Source organism: Kitasatospora sp. GAS204B, from assembly GCF_029892155.1.
GTDB lineage: Bacteria > Actinomycetota > Actinomycetes > Streptomycetales > Streptomycetaceae > Kitasatospora.
Genome location: NZ_JARZAG010000007.1, coordinates 140,921 through 154,732, shown reverse-complemented (window position 1 = coordinate 154,732; position 13,812 = coordinate 140,921). Strand labels below are relative to the sequence as shown.

At 71.0% G+C, this 13,812-nt stretch carries 17 protein-coding genes; 10 read left to right on the top strand and 7 right to left on the bottom strand.

Annotation, left to right across the window (positions count from 1 at the left end):
- Positions 1 to 3 precede the first annotated feature (3 nt).
- The 5 genes from P3T41_RS11990 to P3T41_RS11970 all read left to right on the top strand — a co-directional run bounded on the left by P3T41_RS11990 (position 4) and on the right by P3T41_RS11970 (position 5,294).
- The gene (locus tag P3T41_RS11990) at positions 4 to 924 is read left to right on the top strand and encodes an SCO2523 family variant P-loop protein (RefSeq protein WP_280689681.1); all 921 of its coding nucleotides are present in this window, start codon (positions 4 to 6) and stop codon (positions 922 to 924) included.
- 13 nt (positions 925 to 937) lie between these two features.
- Positions 938 to 1,894: an SCO2522 family protein gene (locus P3T41_RS11985; protein ID WP_280689680.1), complete on the top strand. Its 957-nt coding sequence runs from the start codon at positions 938 to 940 to the stop codon at positions 1,892 to 1,894.
- Between the two features lie 53 nt (positions 1,895 to 1,947).
- The gene (locus P3T41_RS11980; RefSeq protein WP_280689679.1) at positions 1,948 to 2,883 is read left to right on the top strand and encodes an SCO2521 family protein; all 936 of its coding nucleotides are present in this window, start codon (positions 1,948 to 1,950) and stop codon (positions 2,881 to 2,883) included.
- A 75-nt stretch (positions 2,884 to 2,958) separates the two neighbouring features.
- On the top strand, positions 2,959 to 3,936 hold the full coding sequence (locus tag P3T41_RS11975) for a DUF6879 family protein (RefSeq protein WP_280689678.1): 978 nt from the start codon (positions 2,959 to 2,961) through the stop codon (positions 3,934 to 3,936).
- Between the two features lie 74 nt (positions 3,937 to 4,010).
- Positions 4,011 to 5,294 carry a geranylgeranyl reductase family protein gene (locus P3T41_RS11970; RefSeq protein WP_280689677.1) on the top strand — a complete coding sequence of 428 codons (1,284 nt, stop codon included), beginning with the start codon at positions 4,011 to 4,013 and terminating at the stop codon, positions 5,292 to 5,294.
- A 79-nt stretch (positions 5,295 to 5,373) separates the two neighbouring features.
- On the opposite strand, the gene P3T41_RS11965 is transcribed toward P3T41_RS11970, so the two are convergent.
- Positions 5,374 to 6,069 carry a peptidylprolyl isomerase gene (locus tag P3T41_RS11965; RefSeq protein WP_280689676.1) on the bottom strand — a complete coding sequence of 232 codons (696 nt, stop codon included), beginning with the start codon at positions 6,067 to 6,069 and terminating at the stop codon, positions 5,374 to 5,376.
- 117 nt (positions 6,070 to 6,186) lie between these two features.
- Between P3T41_RS11965 and P3T41_RS11960 the strand changes: the two genes are divergently transcribed.
- Entirely contained in the window at positions 6,187 to 6,459 is a 273-nt protein-coding gene (locus tag P3T41_RS11960; protein WP_280689675.1) for a hypothetical protein, read from the top strand.
- Positions 6,460 to 6,485: 26 nt separating this feature from the next.
- Here P3T41_RS11960 and P3T41_RS11955 read toward each other — a convergent pair whose 3' ends face one another.
- From P3T41_RS11955 to P3T41_RS11940, 4 genes are all read right to left on the bottom strand, one after another.
- A complete protein-coding gene (locus P3T41_RS11955; RefSeq protein WP_280689674.1) occupies positions 6,486 to 7,469 on the bottom strand; it encodes a hypothetical protein in 984 nt (327 codons plus the stop codon).
- A gap of 81 nt (positions 7,470 to 7,550) precedes the next feature.
- Positions 7,551 to 8,435 (bottom strand): helix-turn-helix transcriptional regulator, encoded by an 885-nt coding sequence (locus P3T41_RS11950; protein WP_280689673.1) that lies wholly within the window; start codon positions 8,433 to 8,435, stop codon positions 7,551 to 7,553.
- Positions 8,436 to 8,608: 173 nt separating this feature from the next.
- A complete protein-coding gene (locus tag P3T41_RS11945; protein WP_280689672.1) occupies positions 8,609 to 8,815 on the bottom strand; it encodes a hypothetical protein in 207 nt (68 codons plus the stop codon).
- Positions 8,812 to 9,135 carry a hypothetical protein gene (locus P3T41_RS11940; RefSeq protein WP_280689671.1) on the bottom strand — a complete coding sequence of 108 codons (324 nt, stop codon included), beginning with the start codon at positions 9,133 to 9,135 and terminating at the stop codon, positions 8,812 to 8,814. Before P3T41_RS11940 ends, P3T41_RS11945 begins: the two co-directional genes overlap by 4 nt.
- A gap of 125 nt (positions 9,136 to 9,260) precedes the next feature.
- On the opposite strand from P3T41_RS11940, the gene P3T41_RS11935 reads away from it, so the two are divergent.
- Both P3T41_RS11935 and P3T41_RS11930 read left to right on the top strand, forming a co-directional pair.
- Positions 9,261 to 10,103: a helix-turn-helix transcriptional regulator gene (locus P3T41_RS11935; protein WP_280689670.1), complete on the top strand. Its 843-nt coding sequence runs from the start codon at positions 9,261 to 9,263 to the stop codon at positions 10,101 to 10,103.
- A complete protein-coding gene (locus tag P3T41_RS11930) occupies positions 10,079 to 10,291 on the top strand; it encodes a DUF397 domain-containing protein (RefSeq protein WP_280689669.1) in 213 nt (70 codons plus the stop codon). Before P3T41_RS11935 ends, P3T41_RS11930 begins: the two co-directional genes overlap by 25 nt.
- Before the next feature lie 39 nt (positions 10,292 to 10,330).
- On the opposite strand, the gene P3T41_RS11925 is transcribed toward P3T41_RS11930, so the two are convergent.
- Both P3T41_RS11925 and P3T41_RS11920 read right to left on the bottom strand, forming a co-directional pair.
- On the bottom strand, positions 10,331 to 10,840 hold the full coding sequence (locus P3T41_RS11925; RefSeq protein WP_280689667.1) for a DinB family protein: 510 nt from the start codon (positions 10,838 to 10,840) through the stop codon (positions 10,331 to 10,333).
- A gap of 350 nt (positions 10,841 to 11,190) precedes the next feature.
- Positions 11,191 to 11,745, bottom strand: coding sequence for a Uma2 family endonuclease (locus P3T41_RS11920; RefSeq protein WP_348533647.1), 555 nt, complete (start codon positions 11,743 to 11,745; stop codon positions 11,191 to 11,193).
- 245 nt (positions 11,746 to 11,990) lie between these two features.
- On the opposite strand from P3T41_RS11920, the gene P3T41_RS11915 reads away from it, so the two are divergent.
- Together P3T41_RS11915 and P3T41_RS11910 are read left to right on the top strand one after the other, a co-directional pair.
- A complete protein-coding gene (locus P3T41_RS11915) occupies positions 11,991 to 12,926 on the top strand; it encodes a DMT family transporter (protein WP_280689665.1) in 936 nt (311 codons plus the stop codon).
- A 473-nt stretch (positions 12,927 to 13,399) separates the two neighbouring features.
- Complete coding sequence (locus P3T41_RS11910) at positions 13,400 to 13,759, top strand: NADH-quinone oxidoreductase subunit A (protein WP_280689664.1); 360 nt, start codon at positions 13,400 to 13,402, stop codon at positions 13,757 to 13,759.
- Positions 13,760 to 13,812: the final 53 nt, after the last annotated feature.

Sequence of the window (13,812 nt, the reverse complement as noted above, 5' to 3'; positions counted from 1 at the left end):
GCCGTGCTGATCTTCGCGATCTCCGACAAGGGCGGCACCGGACGGTCCGTCACCAGCGCCAACATCGCCTACCGCCGCGCCCTGCCCGGGGCCGATGTCTGCTACCTCGACTTCGACTTCGGCTCGCCCACCAGCGCCGCCGTCTTCGACGTGCCCTCGGCGCTGCGCGGCACCGAGCAGGCCGGCCTGCACTCCTACCTGCGCGGCGAGGTGGCCGAACCGCAGCGGATCGACATCTGGGCGGAGACCGAGAGCGCGGGCCTGCGGCCCCGCCCGGCGCAGGCCGGCCAGCTGGTGCTGCTGCCCGGCGACCGCGGCGGCGGCGAGTTCGTGCTGGGCAGCGACACCGTGCGGCGCTGCGCCGACCTCTTCCTGCGCCTGGAGGAGGAGTTCGAGATCACCCTGGTGGACCTCAGCGCGGGCCGCTCCTACGCCGCCCAGCTGGTCCTGGAGGCCACCGCGCTGCCCGAGTTGAGCAGCGTGACGGCGCGCTGGCTGGTCTTCCACCGGTGGACCAGGCAGCACATCATCGCCGCCGCCGGCCTGGTCTACGGCGACCGGGGCATCATGGCCACCGGCGCCTCGCGCGGGCACGAGCGCGACCGGCTGCGGGACTCGGTGCGGTTCGTCCGGGCCGCGGTGCCCAGCCCGTCCTCGCCGATGTTCGCCGAACTGCGGCCGGCCCAGGCACTCTGGCTGAGCATCTGCGACGAGGACCTCACCCGGCTCGCCTCCGAACACAAGCTGGGGCCGATGCTGACCCTGGGCACCGTCCCGCTCGATCCGGTGCTGCAGTGGCGCGAGCAACTCATCACCGACGAGGACGTGCTGTCGAGCCAGGTGGCCAACCTGGAGACGGCGCAGGCGTTCGCGGACCTGGCCGCGGCGCTCACCGACGACAGACGCTGGCAGTCGCCGCTGTGAGCCTGAGGGGGGCTTGATGGATACCACGTTCCGGGAGGTCTCCTCGGATCCGCGCACCACACAACTCCCGCTCTCGCACCTGTCCCTGGAGCTGGGCCACCTCTACATGGACGACTTCGCGGCCGGCCCCGGGCGACTGCGCGAGCAGTTCGCCCGGGTCAAGCCGTGGGCGGACGCGGCGCGGGCGGCCGCCACCAGGACCGGCGGGCGGCGGCCCCGGATCAGCACCTGCTTCCTGATCGACGACTACTTCACCCGGTTCTCCTCGCCCGCCGAGGTGCTGCCCCAGGTGCTCGCCGAGGCGGCCGAGTGCGGCCTGGTGATCGACTACCTGGCCCGCGAGTCGGCCTGCGCCGAGGTGGGCGCGGTGCGGCCGGCCCGGTTGGCGGAGGCTCGGCTGGTGCAGTCGCCGCCGCTGGGCAGCAACGGTTCGCGCCCGCCGGCCACCGAGGTCGGCTGGCTGAGCAACGGCGAACGCTCGCCTTCTGACCAGCCGGGCGAGGCGATGCAGGCGGCCGCCGGCTGGCAACCGCCGCGCGAGATCGAGGCGCGCCGGCACTCGGTCTTCCTGGACGTCGAGCTCTGGGACGAGCACGAGGGGCGGCGCACCTGGTCCTGCCCGTTCCTGGCCGCCGTCTGGCAGTTGCTGCGCCTGGGCCTGCTGCGCGACCAGGGGCAGGAGGTGCTGGCGCCGGTCCCGCGCGAGGAGACGTTTCCCGCCTCCTGGGACAGCCTGCCGCCGCTGGTCCGGCTCAACCCGGCCGCCGACCCGTTCGCGGCCTACCGGACCTGCTCGGTGCTGGCGTCGCGGTTCCTGCCGATCGAGCACGCCGTGCGGGTGATCCTCGCCCAGTGGTCGCCCGAGGAGTCGGTGCTCCGGCAGATCGCCGAGCGGGCCGAGCGGGAGGGGCTGGCCATGCCGGACGACGTCACCGACCGGATCAACTACGTCTTCCACGCGCCGTCATGACGCGCCCCTCGGAGCCTTTCTCGACTGTCAGCCCGCCAGCTGGCCCGGACCTGTTGATCGGTGAGGTCAGGACCGCCCTGCTGCAGCACTCGGTGGCGCTGCCCCGCGCCGCCGCCGGCCAGCTGCTGCAACTGCGGCACGGCGAGCGGGTGCGGACCTCGGAGCGCCCCTCGGGCCAGGCCGTCTCGCCCGACCTGCTGACCGGCGTGGACTGCCCGCTGCCGACCGCCTCGGGCCGGGCGGTGCGCGGGGTCGGGACGGCAACCTCGCGCGCGGTGCTCACCGAGGGCCGGCTGCTGCAGGCCTCGGTCCGGGTGCGGATCGCCGCCACCGGCGGGAGCCTGCGGCTGCCCTGGGGCCACTACCTGGCCCGCCCCGGCACTGTGGAGCCGTCAGGGCGGCTGGCCGGCGCGGACCTGGTCGACGGCCACCTGTCGGCCGACCGCCTGCCCGGCGGCGCCCTGGACCTCGGGGCGATCGCCGAGCGGCTGCTGACGGACCTCCAGGGCCGGCGCGTGCTGGACCGCCGGGCGCCGTTCAGATCCCGGCGCACCCGGCTGCTCTGGACGGCCACCCGCGCCGAGCCGGGCGGCGACGGGCCGGGCGCGCTCTTCACCATCGAGGACGGCACGCTGCGCACGTTGCGGCTCACCCTGGAGCGGGTGGACCCGGTGGCAGTTGCCGCCTTCTGCGAGGACCTGGCGCTGCACGACTGGCTGCTGACCACCCTGGTCCAGCTGGTCGAGCGCAGCGGCCTCGGTTCGGCGCCCGGCCCCGAGCCGCTGCTGCGGCTGCGGCCGGCCGTCGACCACCTGCTGCACCTGTGGATGCCCGGCGCCCGGGTGGACCGGGCACTCGCCCCGATCTGGGCGGGCCTGGAGACCCGACCCGGCTTCACCCGCCAGTGGGCGGCCACCGTCCAGCGCATCCGCGACCACCTGGCGCTGCAGGCCATCGGCCTGCCGGCGCACTCCTACCAAGGGGACTGACCGGCACCACTGACCGGCACCAGCGACCGGCACCACCGACCGGCACCTTCGCCAACACCGAGTACGGGGGCCCGTATGGCAACGGAACGGGAACACGGGATATCGCCACTGCTTCGCAAGATCATCACCACCACGGTCTCGGGTGGCACCACCCTGATGATCACGCTGCTGACCAGACAGTCGATCGTCGAGAGCGTCAACCTCTCGGTCCTGGTGGGCGGCGTCGCCCTGCTGGTCGAGTTCCTGCTGGAGTTCGACGCGCGGCTGGTCGGCGTCGAGGAGGTACTGGCTGAGCACACGGGGGTCGTGCAGCAGCTGATGGAGGGCCACACCCAGAAGGCGCAGGACCTGGTGGAGGCCGGCTTCACCCGGGTCAGCGAGGCGACCCGGCTGTTCCAGCTGATGGAGACGGGCCGGCTGGGGAACGGCCTGATGGGCGAACTGGTCCACAACGCCTCGGAACTGGGGGAGGACGGCACGCCGATCGTGCGGGACTTCGCGCAGCGCGAGATCCGCCGGCTCTCCGACATGATGAAGGAGCTGCAGGCCGGCCAGGCCGCCTACGACGGCGAGGACCAGGACTGGCTGCTCACCCTCACGCACAGCGCCACGGTCTCCATCGACGCGATCAGCACCTCGATGGACAGCGGCTTCTGGGGCAGCGGACTGGGTCGGCGCTACCTCGACGCGCAGCGTTCGGCGGTGCGCCGCGGGGTGCCGGTGCGCCGGGTCTTCGTGCTGCGCAAGCCCGATCAGGAGACCCCCGACGAGACGCTGAAGGTGGCCGGCGCCCAGGCGATGCTCGGCATCAACGTCCGGACGGTGGCGATGGAGGAACTCGCGCCCTGGGCCCGCCGCCCGATGTCCGACTTCATCGTCTTCGACGGGGCGATCAGCTACGAACAGAACACCGACGAGGGCGAGGGGCCGCAGGCGGCGCCGGTGATCGCCCGCACCCTGCTGGTGCTCAACCACGACACGGTGGTGAAACGGATCCAGCGTTTCGAGGACCTCTGGGCAGTCGCTCGGCCCCCTGGAGAGCACACCGTTTAGACTGCTGGGGACCTTCGGCCGGCCAGTCCAGCTCGAGCCGGTGCCCCGCAGCAGTGCTCAGGAGTGTGCCCGTCGTGACCGAGACCGCCGTAGAGAGCTCCGCTGACGTCATCGTGGTCGGGGCCGGCCCGGCGGGCTCGACCACCGCGTACTACCTGGCCCAGGCCGGGCTGGACGTGCTGCTGCTGGAGAAGACGGCGTTCCCGCGCGAGAAGGTGTGCGGCGACGGGCTGACCCCGCGGGCCACCAAGCAGCTGGTGGACATGGGGATCGACGTCTCCACCGGCAACGGCTGGCTGCACAACAAGGGCCTGCGGATCATCGGCGGCGGGGTCCGGCTGGAGCTGGACTGGCCGGAGCTCGCCTCGTTCCCGGACTACGGGCTGGTCCGCAAGCGGGCCGACTTCGACGAACTGCTCGCCCGCCAGGCCGAGAGGGCCGGCGCCAAGCTGTACGAGCGGTGCAACGTCAGCGGTCCGGTCCTGGACGAGCGCACCGGCCGGATCACCGGCGTGACGGCCAAGCTGGGCGCCGAGAAGCGCGAAGTCACCTTCCGCGCCCCGCTGGTGGTGGCCGCCGACGGCAACTCCACTCGGCTCTCGCTGGCCATGGGCCTGCACCGGCGCGAGGACCGCCCGATGGGCGTGGCCTACCGGACGTACTTCACCTCCCCGCGCGGCTCGGACGACTACCTGGAGTCCTGGCTGGAGCTGTGGGACACCCGCGGCCACGAGAAGAAGCTGCTGCCCGGCTACGGCTGGATCTTCGGCATGGGCGACGGCACCTCCAACGTGGGCCTGGGCATCCTCGACTCCTCGCCCGCCTTCGGCGAGCTGGACTGGCGCGAGGTGCTCAAGTCCTGGTGCGCGAGCATGCCGGCGGAGTGGGGCTACACCCCCGAGAACATGACCGACCCGATCCGCGGCGCCGCGCTGCCGATGGCCTTCAACCGGCAGCCGCACTACACCCGCGGCCTGCTGCTGGTCGGCGACGCGGGTGGCCTGGTCAACCCGTTCAACGGCGAGGGCATCGCCTACGCGATGGAGTCGGGCCAGATCGCCGCGCGCACCATCGTGCAGGCCCAGGCCCGGGTCACCGACGGCGGCCGTGAGCGGGCGCTGCAGGCCTACCCGGCGACGCTCAAGGACGTCTACGGCGGCTACTACACGCTGGGCCGGGCGTTCGTGAAGCTGATCGGCAACCCGAAGATCATGCAGATCGCCACCCAGCGCGGGCTGACCCACCCGATGCTGATGAAGTTCACCCTGAAGCTGCTGGCGAACCTGACGGACCCGCAGGGCGGGGACGCGATGGACCGGATCATCAACGGGCTGGCCCGGGTGGCGCCCAACGCCTGACGCGCCCTACCCGGTCGCCGTCGTCCCGTCGCAACCGTGCGGGGGCCGGCGCCGGTCGCGGCGCCGGCCCCCGACGCGGTCAACGGTCGCTGATCTTCACCGACTTGATGTCCACCGGCAGGGTCGGGAAGCCGTCCCCGGCGCCGTTCTGGTCGTCCTCACCGGCGGCGGCGATCTTCTGCAGCACGTCCAGGCCGCCCGTCACCGTGCCGAAGGGGGTGTAGGCCGCAGGCAGCTTGGTGTCCTTCCAGACGAAGAAGAACTGGCTGCCGTTGGTGTTCGGGCCGGCGTTGGCCATCGCCACCGTGCCGGCCGGGTAGGTGGCGCCGGTCAGGTTCTCGTCGTTGAACGAGTAGCCGGGCCCGCCGCTGCCGGTGCCGGTCGGGTCGCCGCACTGCAGCACGAAGATGCCCTGGGTGGTGAGGCGGTGGCAGTGGGTCCGGTTGAAGTAGTCGTGCTCCGCCAGGAACCGGAACGAGAAGGTGGTGCACGGCGCGGCCGCGGTCAGCGCCTGGAACGTGATCGCGCCCTGGGTGGTGCGCAGCGTCGCGTGGTACGGCTTGGCGGCCTCGGTCGCGTCGAACACCGGAATGCCCTTGAACCGGTCGGCCGGCACGGCTTTGGTGAAGCCGCAGTTCGGCGCGGCCGACGGCGTCCGGGTGGTGCCTGCCTTGGCGTTCGGCGTCACGGTGGTGGCGGCGGAGGCGGCGCTGGTCGCGCAGAGCACCAGGGTGGCGGCGGCTGCGGTGGCGGCGAGGCGGGTGCGGCGGGTCATGTGAGGCCTCTCGGGAGATGACGGCATGTCATGCGCACAACGTCATGCCCAACTGCCCCGGAGTCGTTCCTTCGAAACCACTGACACGAACGAACGTTCGTGTCAGGCTGTGCACCCGTGCGCCTCATCAACCGCGACTTCACCCTGCTCTGGGCCGGCCAGTCGGTGTCGCAGACGGGTGACTACGTCTTCGACACCACGCTGACCCTCTGGGTCGGCACCGTGCTGCACGGCTTCCACGGCCAGGTCGCCGGTCTGCACGTGGGCGGCTACGACACCGTGCTCACCGGCTCGGCGCTGCTGGTGGTGGCGGGCGGGGTGTACGCGGTGCTGGGGCTGCGGGAGCGCGTGGGCCGTGCGCCCGCCGTGCCGGTGCCCGAAGCGGGCTGACCGGCACGGCGGTTGCGGCCCCGGGGCTACTCGTTGAGGTGGGCGAGGATCAGGTTGGGGTCCTGGGCGGTGAGGTAGGCGGCGCTCAGGACGTAGACGGTGTCGCCGCGCAGGGCGATCGAGGTGGGGTTCTGCAGGCCGTCGGCCGAGGTCAGCACGAGGGAGTGGCTGCCGTCGGGCTGGACCAGTGCGACCTCGCCCGGGCCGTTGAGGGCGGCGAGCAGCTGGTCGCCGTGGCCGGTGAAGGCGAAGTCGTCGATCCCGGCCAGGCCGGTGGCCTCTGTGTGGACCGTGCCGGCCCGGCCGCCTCGCAGGACGGGGATGCGCAGGACGGTGCCCTGGTCGAGGTTGGTGGCCCAGACGGCCCCGTTGTGGATCTTCAGGCCGTTGGCGCCCAGAAAGCCGGTGGCGGCCAGCTCGGGGGCGGTGGACCAGGCGGTGGCGGTGCCGCCGCCGGTGGGCACGCTCCAGATGGTGCCGAGGACGGAGTCGGTGACGTAGAGCGTGTGGCTGCACGGGTCCAGGGCCAGGCCGTTGGGCAGGCCGTTCGCGGGCAGCGCGGCGATCCGCTGCGGCTGGCCGCCCGGGCGCAGGCGCCACACGCCGGTGAGGTCGGCGGTGCCGGTGGCGTAGAGGAAGTACAGGGTGCCGTCCTGGGCGCGGACGATGCCGAGGGTGAGCGGGAAGCCCAGCGCCGGGGTGTGGACGCCGCCGTCGGCGGGCGCAGGCAGGGTGGCCAGGATCCGGACCGCGCCGGTCGGGGAGACCTCGGCCACCTGACGGCCCTTGGCGAAGGTGACGTACGCGGAGCCGTCCGGCGCCAGGGCGACGTTCTCCGGCGTCTGCCCCTTGGTCAGGTCGAAGTGCGCGGCGATCCGCGCATCGCTCAGCGGGGCGGACGCGGAGGCGGTGGAGGCCGACGCCGACGCGGAGGCCGGGGTGAGCGTCGTGACAGCGGCCGCGACCAGCACGGCAGCCGAAACAGCGGCCTTGGAGAGTTTCTTGAACATGGTTCCTTCACGGTTTTCGGGCATGCGGCAGCGATCCGCCGACGCACAGGGGTGATTGGGGTGAGAGGGGGAAGGCTGGGGTCAGCGGGTGCTGACCCGGTTGTTGTTCGGGGTCTCGACCGGGGCGATGGCTCGGGCGAGCAGCGAGAGCGCGGCCCGCGAAGGCGAGCCCGCCGCCACCGTGCCGACCAGGATGTTCGGGCCGGGCCCGTGGCTCAGGGTCTGCTGGGTGACGGTCAGCGTCCCGATCAGCGGGTGCCGCATCTCGTAGCTCGCGATGTGGCCGGCCTTGACCCGGTGGTCGGCCCACATGGTGGCGAACTCGGCGCTCCTCGCGCTCAGTTCACCGATCAGCGCGTGCAGCGCCGGGTCGTCCGGGTACTGCCCCGCCCGCAGGCGCAGCGTCCCGACCGCCGCCTTGGCCTTGCTCGTCCAGTCCGCGTACAGCTCGCGGGTGTGCTGGTCGAGGAACACCAGCCTGGCCATGTTGGGGCGTTCGGCCGCCCGGTCCGGGGCAGCCGGGTCCAGGTGCCCGGCGAACAGCGCGTGTCCCAGCGGGTTCCATGCCAGGACGTCACTGCGGCGGCCGACCACGACCGCCGGGGCGTCCGGCAGCGCGTCCAGCAACTGCCGAGCCGCTTCGCTCAGCCGCTCCGGTGCGGGCCACCGGCCCCGGCCGCGGGGCTGGTGCGCCCGGGCCAGGTCGTGCAGGTGCAGCCGCTCGGACTCATCCAGCCGCAGCGCCCGGGCGATCGCGTCCAGTACCTGGGGCGAGGCGTTCAGCGAATGCCCCTGCTCCAGCCGGGCGTAGTACGAGGCACTCACACCCGCCAGCATCGCCAGCTCCTCGCGCCGCAGCCCGGGCACCCGCCGGCGCTCTCCGTAGGTGGGCACCCCGGCGTCCTCGGGCCGCAGCCGGGAGCGCCGCGCCTGCAGGAAGTCGCCGAGCCGCACCGTCGTGTCCATGAGTCGAGTATTGGCCGAAGGTGCGTGGCGCTGCCTCTCCCTGCCGCGGATAGGCAACGGCGGGAGTGGTGGTCGGACGGTGGGTGCCTCCGGTGTGGCAGGCGTGTTGTCGCCTGGCGTCAGCGAGCGACAACACGCCAGTTGGAGACGTCAGCTGAGGCTGACGGCTCCCGTCACGTCCGGGCGTCCGGCGGGCGGATGGCCTGGGCGAGGCGGAGTACCTCGATGGGGAGCAGGGGACGGAACTGGACCAGGACGGTCCCGGCGGGCGTGATGCGCCAGCCGGCCGAAAGGTCGGGGATATCGACTTCCGCGTCGTCGAGTGCGGTGGTCAACTCGTCCAGCGCGGAGGCGGCTTGGCGGTGCGCACGGAGGTTCACCGGTCGCTCACCAGCCACTTGGCGTCGACCTCCCACTCCGGGCCACCGCGAGCGGGGCGCAGGTAGACGAGCTGGCCGACGCGGTCCATGAAGACGCCGGTGCGCTGGTTGAGCGTGTCGTGGACCAACTCGCCGCGCTTGGTGGGGGAGTGGGGGTGCTCGGGCGGCTTGGCGGTGCCGTCGTCGCGGACCGTGGGGTAGGCGGGAGCCAGCCGGAGCAGCGCCTCGGGGCGACCTCCGCAGTCGGCCGGGCACTCGCACGAGGGGAGGCTGCGGTCGAAGGTGGGGGGCGGGGGTGGGTAAGTCTGATGATCAGTCATATCTGACTCTCCGTGCGCTTGCTGGGGCCGAATCTCACGATCCGTGTACCTAGCGTGGCGCTGTGGAGTTAGCATCGCCAGAGGGGGAGTCTTCAACCGGCCATGTTGTGAACGAGGGAGTGGTCATGCCGGCTCCGAAGGAACTTGATCCCACCATCTCGCTGGAGCACTATCTGGGGAACCAGGTGCGGAAGCGGCGGGAGGCGAAGGGGCTGACGCAGAAGCAGCTCGGGCAGATGATCTTCGTGTCGCACAACCGGATCGCCCAGATCGAGTTGGCGACGGATCCGCCGGGGCCGCATCTGATCGTGCTGCTGGATGCGGCGCTGGATGCGCAGGGAGACCTGATTGAACTCTGGGGTCACCTCGGGCTCGAGAGGGTTGACGACTACGCTCGGCTCTTCCTGATGCGGCAAGGGCAGGCCAGGATCATCCAGGAGTACGGCCTGGTGATCCCTGGGCTGGTGCAGACCGAGGACTACGTGCGAGCGATGTTCACAGCTGGGGAGGCTGTTGGGGAGCCGCCCGTGGCAGGAAAGCTTCCGATTCGGCTCGCTCGACAGCGGATCTTCGACCGCGAGGATCCGCCGTGGTACCGGCTCACGTTGGATGAGTCGGCTCTCTACCGGAACGTCGGCGGGCGGGCGGTGATGGGCGCGGAGCTGCTCCACCTGTTGGAACTCGGCAAGCGGCCCCGGGTCGAAATCCAGGTGGTCCCGTTCGGTGCGCTCGATCTCAATGCGCTGGGTGGATCGCTGTGCCTGCTCACGATGCCTGACGGTTCCCGGGCGGCGTACACCGAGGGGCTTCACACCGGCCGGTTCTTCGAGGACGCGGAGAAGGTCGCTCGGTTTACCCTCGTTTACGATCGGATCCAGGCTGCTGCGCTCGATCCCGAGATGTCGGCTGCCTTCATCCGGAACGTGATGGAGGAACGGTACGCATGGGACCTGCCGCCCCTGGCCTGAGCGCTGCCGTGTGGCGGAAGTCCAGCCACAGCAACTCCTCGCAGAACAACTGCATCGAGGTCGCCGACGGCTTCCCGGGCGTCACCCCCGTCCGTGACTCCAAGGACCCCGCCGGCCCCGCACTCGTCTTCCCCGCCCCCTCCTTCGCCGCCTTCATCACCGGTGTCAGGCGCGGCGATCTGACATGAGGACCGCAGCACCGGCGGAGCCGCGCTCCTGAAGGACGGTCAGCCCATCGTCTTCTGACCGTCGATGGCCTCGCGGATGATGTCGGCGTGGCCCGCGTGCTGCGAGGTCTCGGCGATGACGTGCAGCATCACGCGCCGCACCGACCAGCTGGCGCCGGGCTCGAACCACGGGGCCTTGGGCAGCGGGTGGCTCTCGTTCAGGTCCGCCAGCGAGGTCAGCATGGCGTCGGTCCGCTTCGCCGCGTCGTCGTACGCGGCCAGCAGACCGGCCAGCGTCTCACCGGGCTCCATGCGGAAGCCGGCCATGTGCTCCTCGAACCCGCCGGACATGGCCTCGGCGCCGCGCTGCGTGAAGTCGAACCACCGCCGCTCGACCTGCGTCACGTGCTTGATCAGCCCGCCCAGACAGAGCGCGCTCACGGTCGGCGTGAGTGCGGCCTGCTCGTCGGTCAGCCCCTTCGTGGTGTGGCGAAGGAAGTTGCGGTGCTTGTCCAGGGTGGCCAGCAGGTCCGCGTGCTCGCCGGTGATGGGGTTCTCGGTGGTGGTCATGGTCTCGGCCTTCCCTCGTCGTTGTCCGGTACGGATGACGTTACGAGGCAATGAGGTCAGATGCTGTCCTCAATGCCAGCGAGTCTCGACGGATTCCCTGTTCACTTCGGCCCGGATGAAACCTCGGCGCTGTGCCGCCACTGGGTGAGGAGTAGCGCGAGTGGCGCGAGATCGGCCAAGGGCTCCGAGGCCCGCGCCAACTCGACGCTTGGCGCAGCGCTTCGACGTGTCCGGCTCGCGCCAGGTCCGTGAGCAGGCGTCCGGTGAAGTCGACGATGCCGGCTTCCTCTGTGCGGCGCTGGTGCCGGCCGTGATGGCCGAGGCCGTTCGGTGTTCCGGATCGGCCTGGTCTACCGGCGGAGCGCGGTGGGGTCGAGGTCGAGTGGGAAAGGCTCGGTCAGAGCGGTGGTCTCGCCGACCTGAACCAGGCGGTCGACGTAGGCGCCGCGCTCAAGTTGGCCGAGGTAGAGGCGGGGTGCGGGCTCGAGCTCGAGTCGCCAGTAGTGGGGGATGCCAGCCGCCGCGTACAGGGCGGGCTTCATCTTCTTGTCCGTGACACGGGTGGAGGGCGAGGCGATCTCGACGGCCACGACGATGTTGTGTGCGCTCAGCGTGGTGCCGGCCTCGGCGGCAGCGTCGGCGTCGGCGATCACCAGGTCGGGGATGAGCAGGCCGTCGGGGACGATGACGTTGACCGCCTCCAGGACCTCGAACGGGGCTCCGCAGGCCTCGATGGCGGCACCCAGGAGCACGGCGAGCCGGGAGCTGGCCCGCTGGTGGGGGACGCCGGGGTTCGGGCTCATCAGCAGCGCACCCCCGACCAGTTCGATCCGGTGGTGGGTGTCTTCGGGCAGAGTCAGGACGTCTTCCACGGTCCAGGGCCCGCTGTGCTCAGTGGTGGCCACGCTCACGGTTCCTCTCACCTCCTTCGGTACTGCCATGGTGTCCGGCAGGGCACTGAGGCGGTACCGACACTCGGGTTGTTTGCCGAGGGGCCCAGGGCTGAGCCGGGCCGGGCCCGCGTGCGGCCCGGGCGTTCGCCGCCGCACCGCCGCCGGCGAGCGGCAGCCTAATGGCCAAAAGCCGTTGATCACCAAGGCGTAGCCGCGAAACGATGATCCGATCTACGCCCCCCGACGGACGGACCCCCATGCGAAGCGCTTCACAAGCAGCCGACCTGGCCGCTTCCCGTTCGCTGCTCGCCGATCTGCCGCTGCTCGCGGTGGCGGTGGTCTGGGGGTCCAGTTACCTCGCCGTCAAGCAACTGACCGACGCCCACACCGTGCTGCCGATGCTGGTGCTGCGGTTCACGGTGGTGCTGCCGGTCTTCGGGGTGTTCGCTTGGCGCGGGTTGCGCACGCTGGGGGCGGCGCAGTGGCGGGGGGCGGCGCTGCTCGGGGTGATCCTGGGCGGGATCTTCCTGCTGGAGAGCTACGGGGTGGTGCACACCTCGGCCACCAATGCCGGGCTGATCATCAGCCTGACGATGATCCTCACCCCGCTCGCCGAGAGCCTGCTGAGCCGCACCGCGATACCGCGTGCGTTCCTCGGTGCCGCCGTTCTCTCGCTGCTCGGCGTCGGGCTGTTGACCGAGGGCGCGGGCCTTCAGGCGCCCTCGTTCGGGGACCTGCTGGTGTTCGGCGCGGCGCTGACGCGGACCGTCCACGTGCTGGCGATGTCGCGCAGCCGGGCGCTGCGCGGGATCGACTCACTCGCCCTGACCTGGGTGCAACTAGCAGCCGCCGCAGTGGTGTTCGCCATCACCGCGCCGTTCGGCGGCCCCGCGCCCTGGCGGGTGGCGGCCGGTTGGTCGCTCGGTCAGTGGAGCCTGCTGCTCTACCTCTCGCTGTTCTGCACGCTCTTCGCGTTCTTCGTCCAGATGCGGGCCGTGCGGGCCACCTCTCCCTCCCGGGTCAGCCTGCTGCTGGGCACCGAACCCCTCTGGGCCGCCGTCTTCGGCATCGCGCTGGGCGGCGACCGCCTCGGCGCCCCGGCCCTGCTCGGCGGCCTGCTGGTCCTGGCCGGCACCGAAGCGGGCCGCCGCGCGGTCCTGCCGGCGAGCGGCCTGGTGGCCGAGCCGGCTTGATCTCCTGGGGTGGGCGCTCCGCCGAGCCCATCCTGCCCGCCATTCGTGCGCTTGTGAACCAAGGGTCAAGCGCGTGCCCCTCCCTCGTCACCCCTGCGAGGGAGGGGCTCTATCACGTCAACATGAGGCCTGGAAATTTGCCATGATCGCCGCATAGTTGATATAGGCAAGTCGCTTTGACCAGCGGCTTGGCCAAGGAATATGACAGTTTGCGACCATCTGGGTCCGTTGCGTTCATATCTCGCGACTTGTCGCCATGGCTACCGGTCTGCGAGGTGTCGTAGATCACAAAGATCACCTCGGAACGCGTGTCGCAGATCACAAGCCGACGGGCATAGGATGCGCTCGATCCGGGCTTTGTGAACTGCCTCACATGGGGTGGATCTCGGGAACCGGACGGCTGGATCACCCCACGGTGACCCGGTGATTCCGATCTGCAGTCAAGGACGACTGGACGGAGGGAGCGAGGGCGGATGAATGCCTACGCGCCGATCCTCGTACTCGGTGCCATCGCGGCGGCGTTCGCGATCGGCTCCGTCGTGATGGCTTCGCTGACCGGCCCGAAGCGCTACAACCGGGCCAAGTTGGAAGCCTACGAGTGCGGTATCGAACCGACCCCGCAGCCACTGGGCGGCGGGCGGTTCCCGATCAAGTACTACCTGACGGCGATGCTCTTCATCGTCTTCGACATCGAGATCGTCTTCCTCTACCCGTGGGCGGTCAGCTTCGACGCCCTGGGGATCTTCGGGCTGGTCGAGATGCTCCTGTTCATCGCCACCGTCTTCGTCGCCTACGCGTACGTGTGGCGGCGCGGCGGCCTGGAGTGGGACTAGCGCGGTACTGACGGCACCAACAGCGCCGCGATCAGCTGGATTTGAGGCCACTG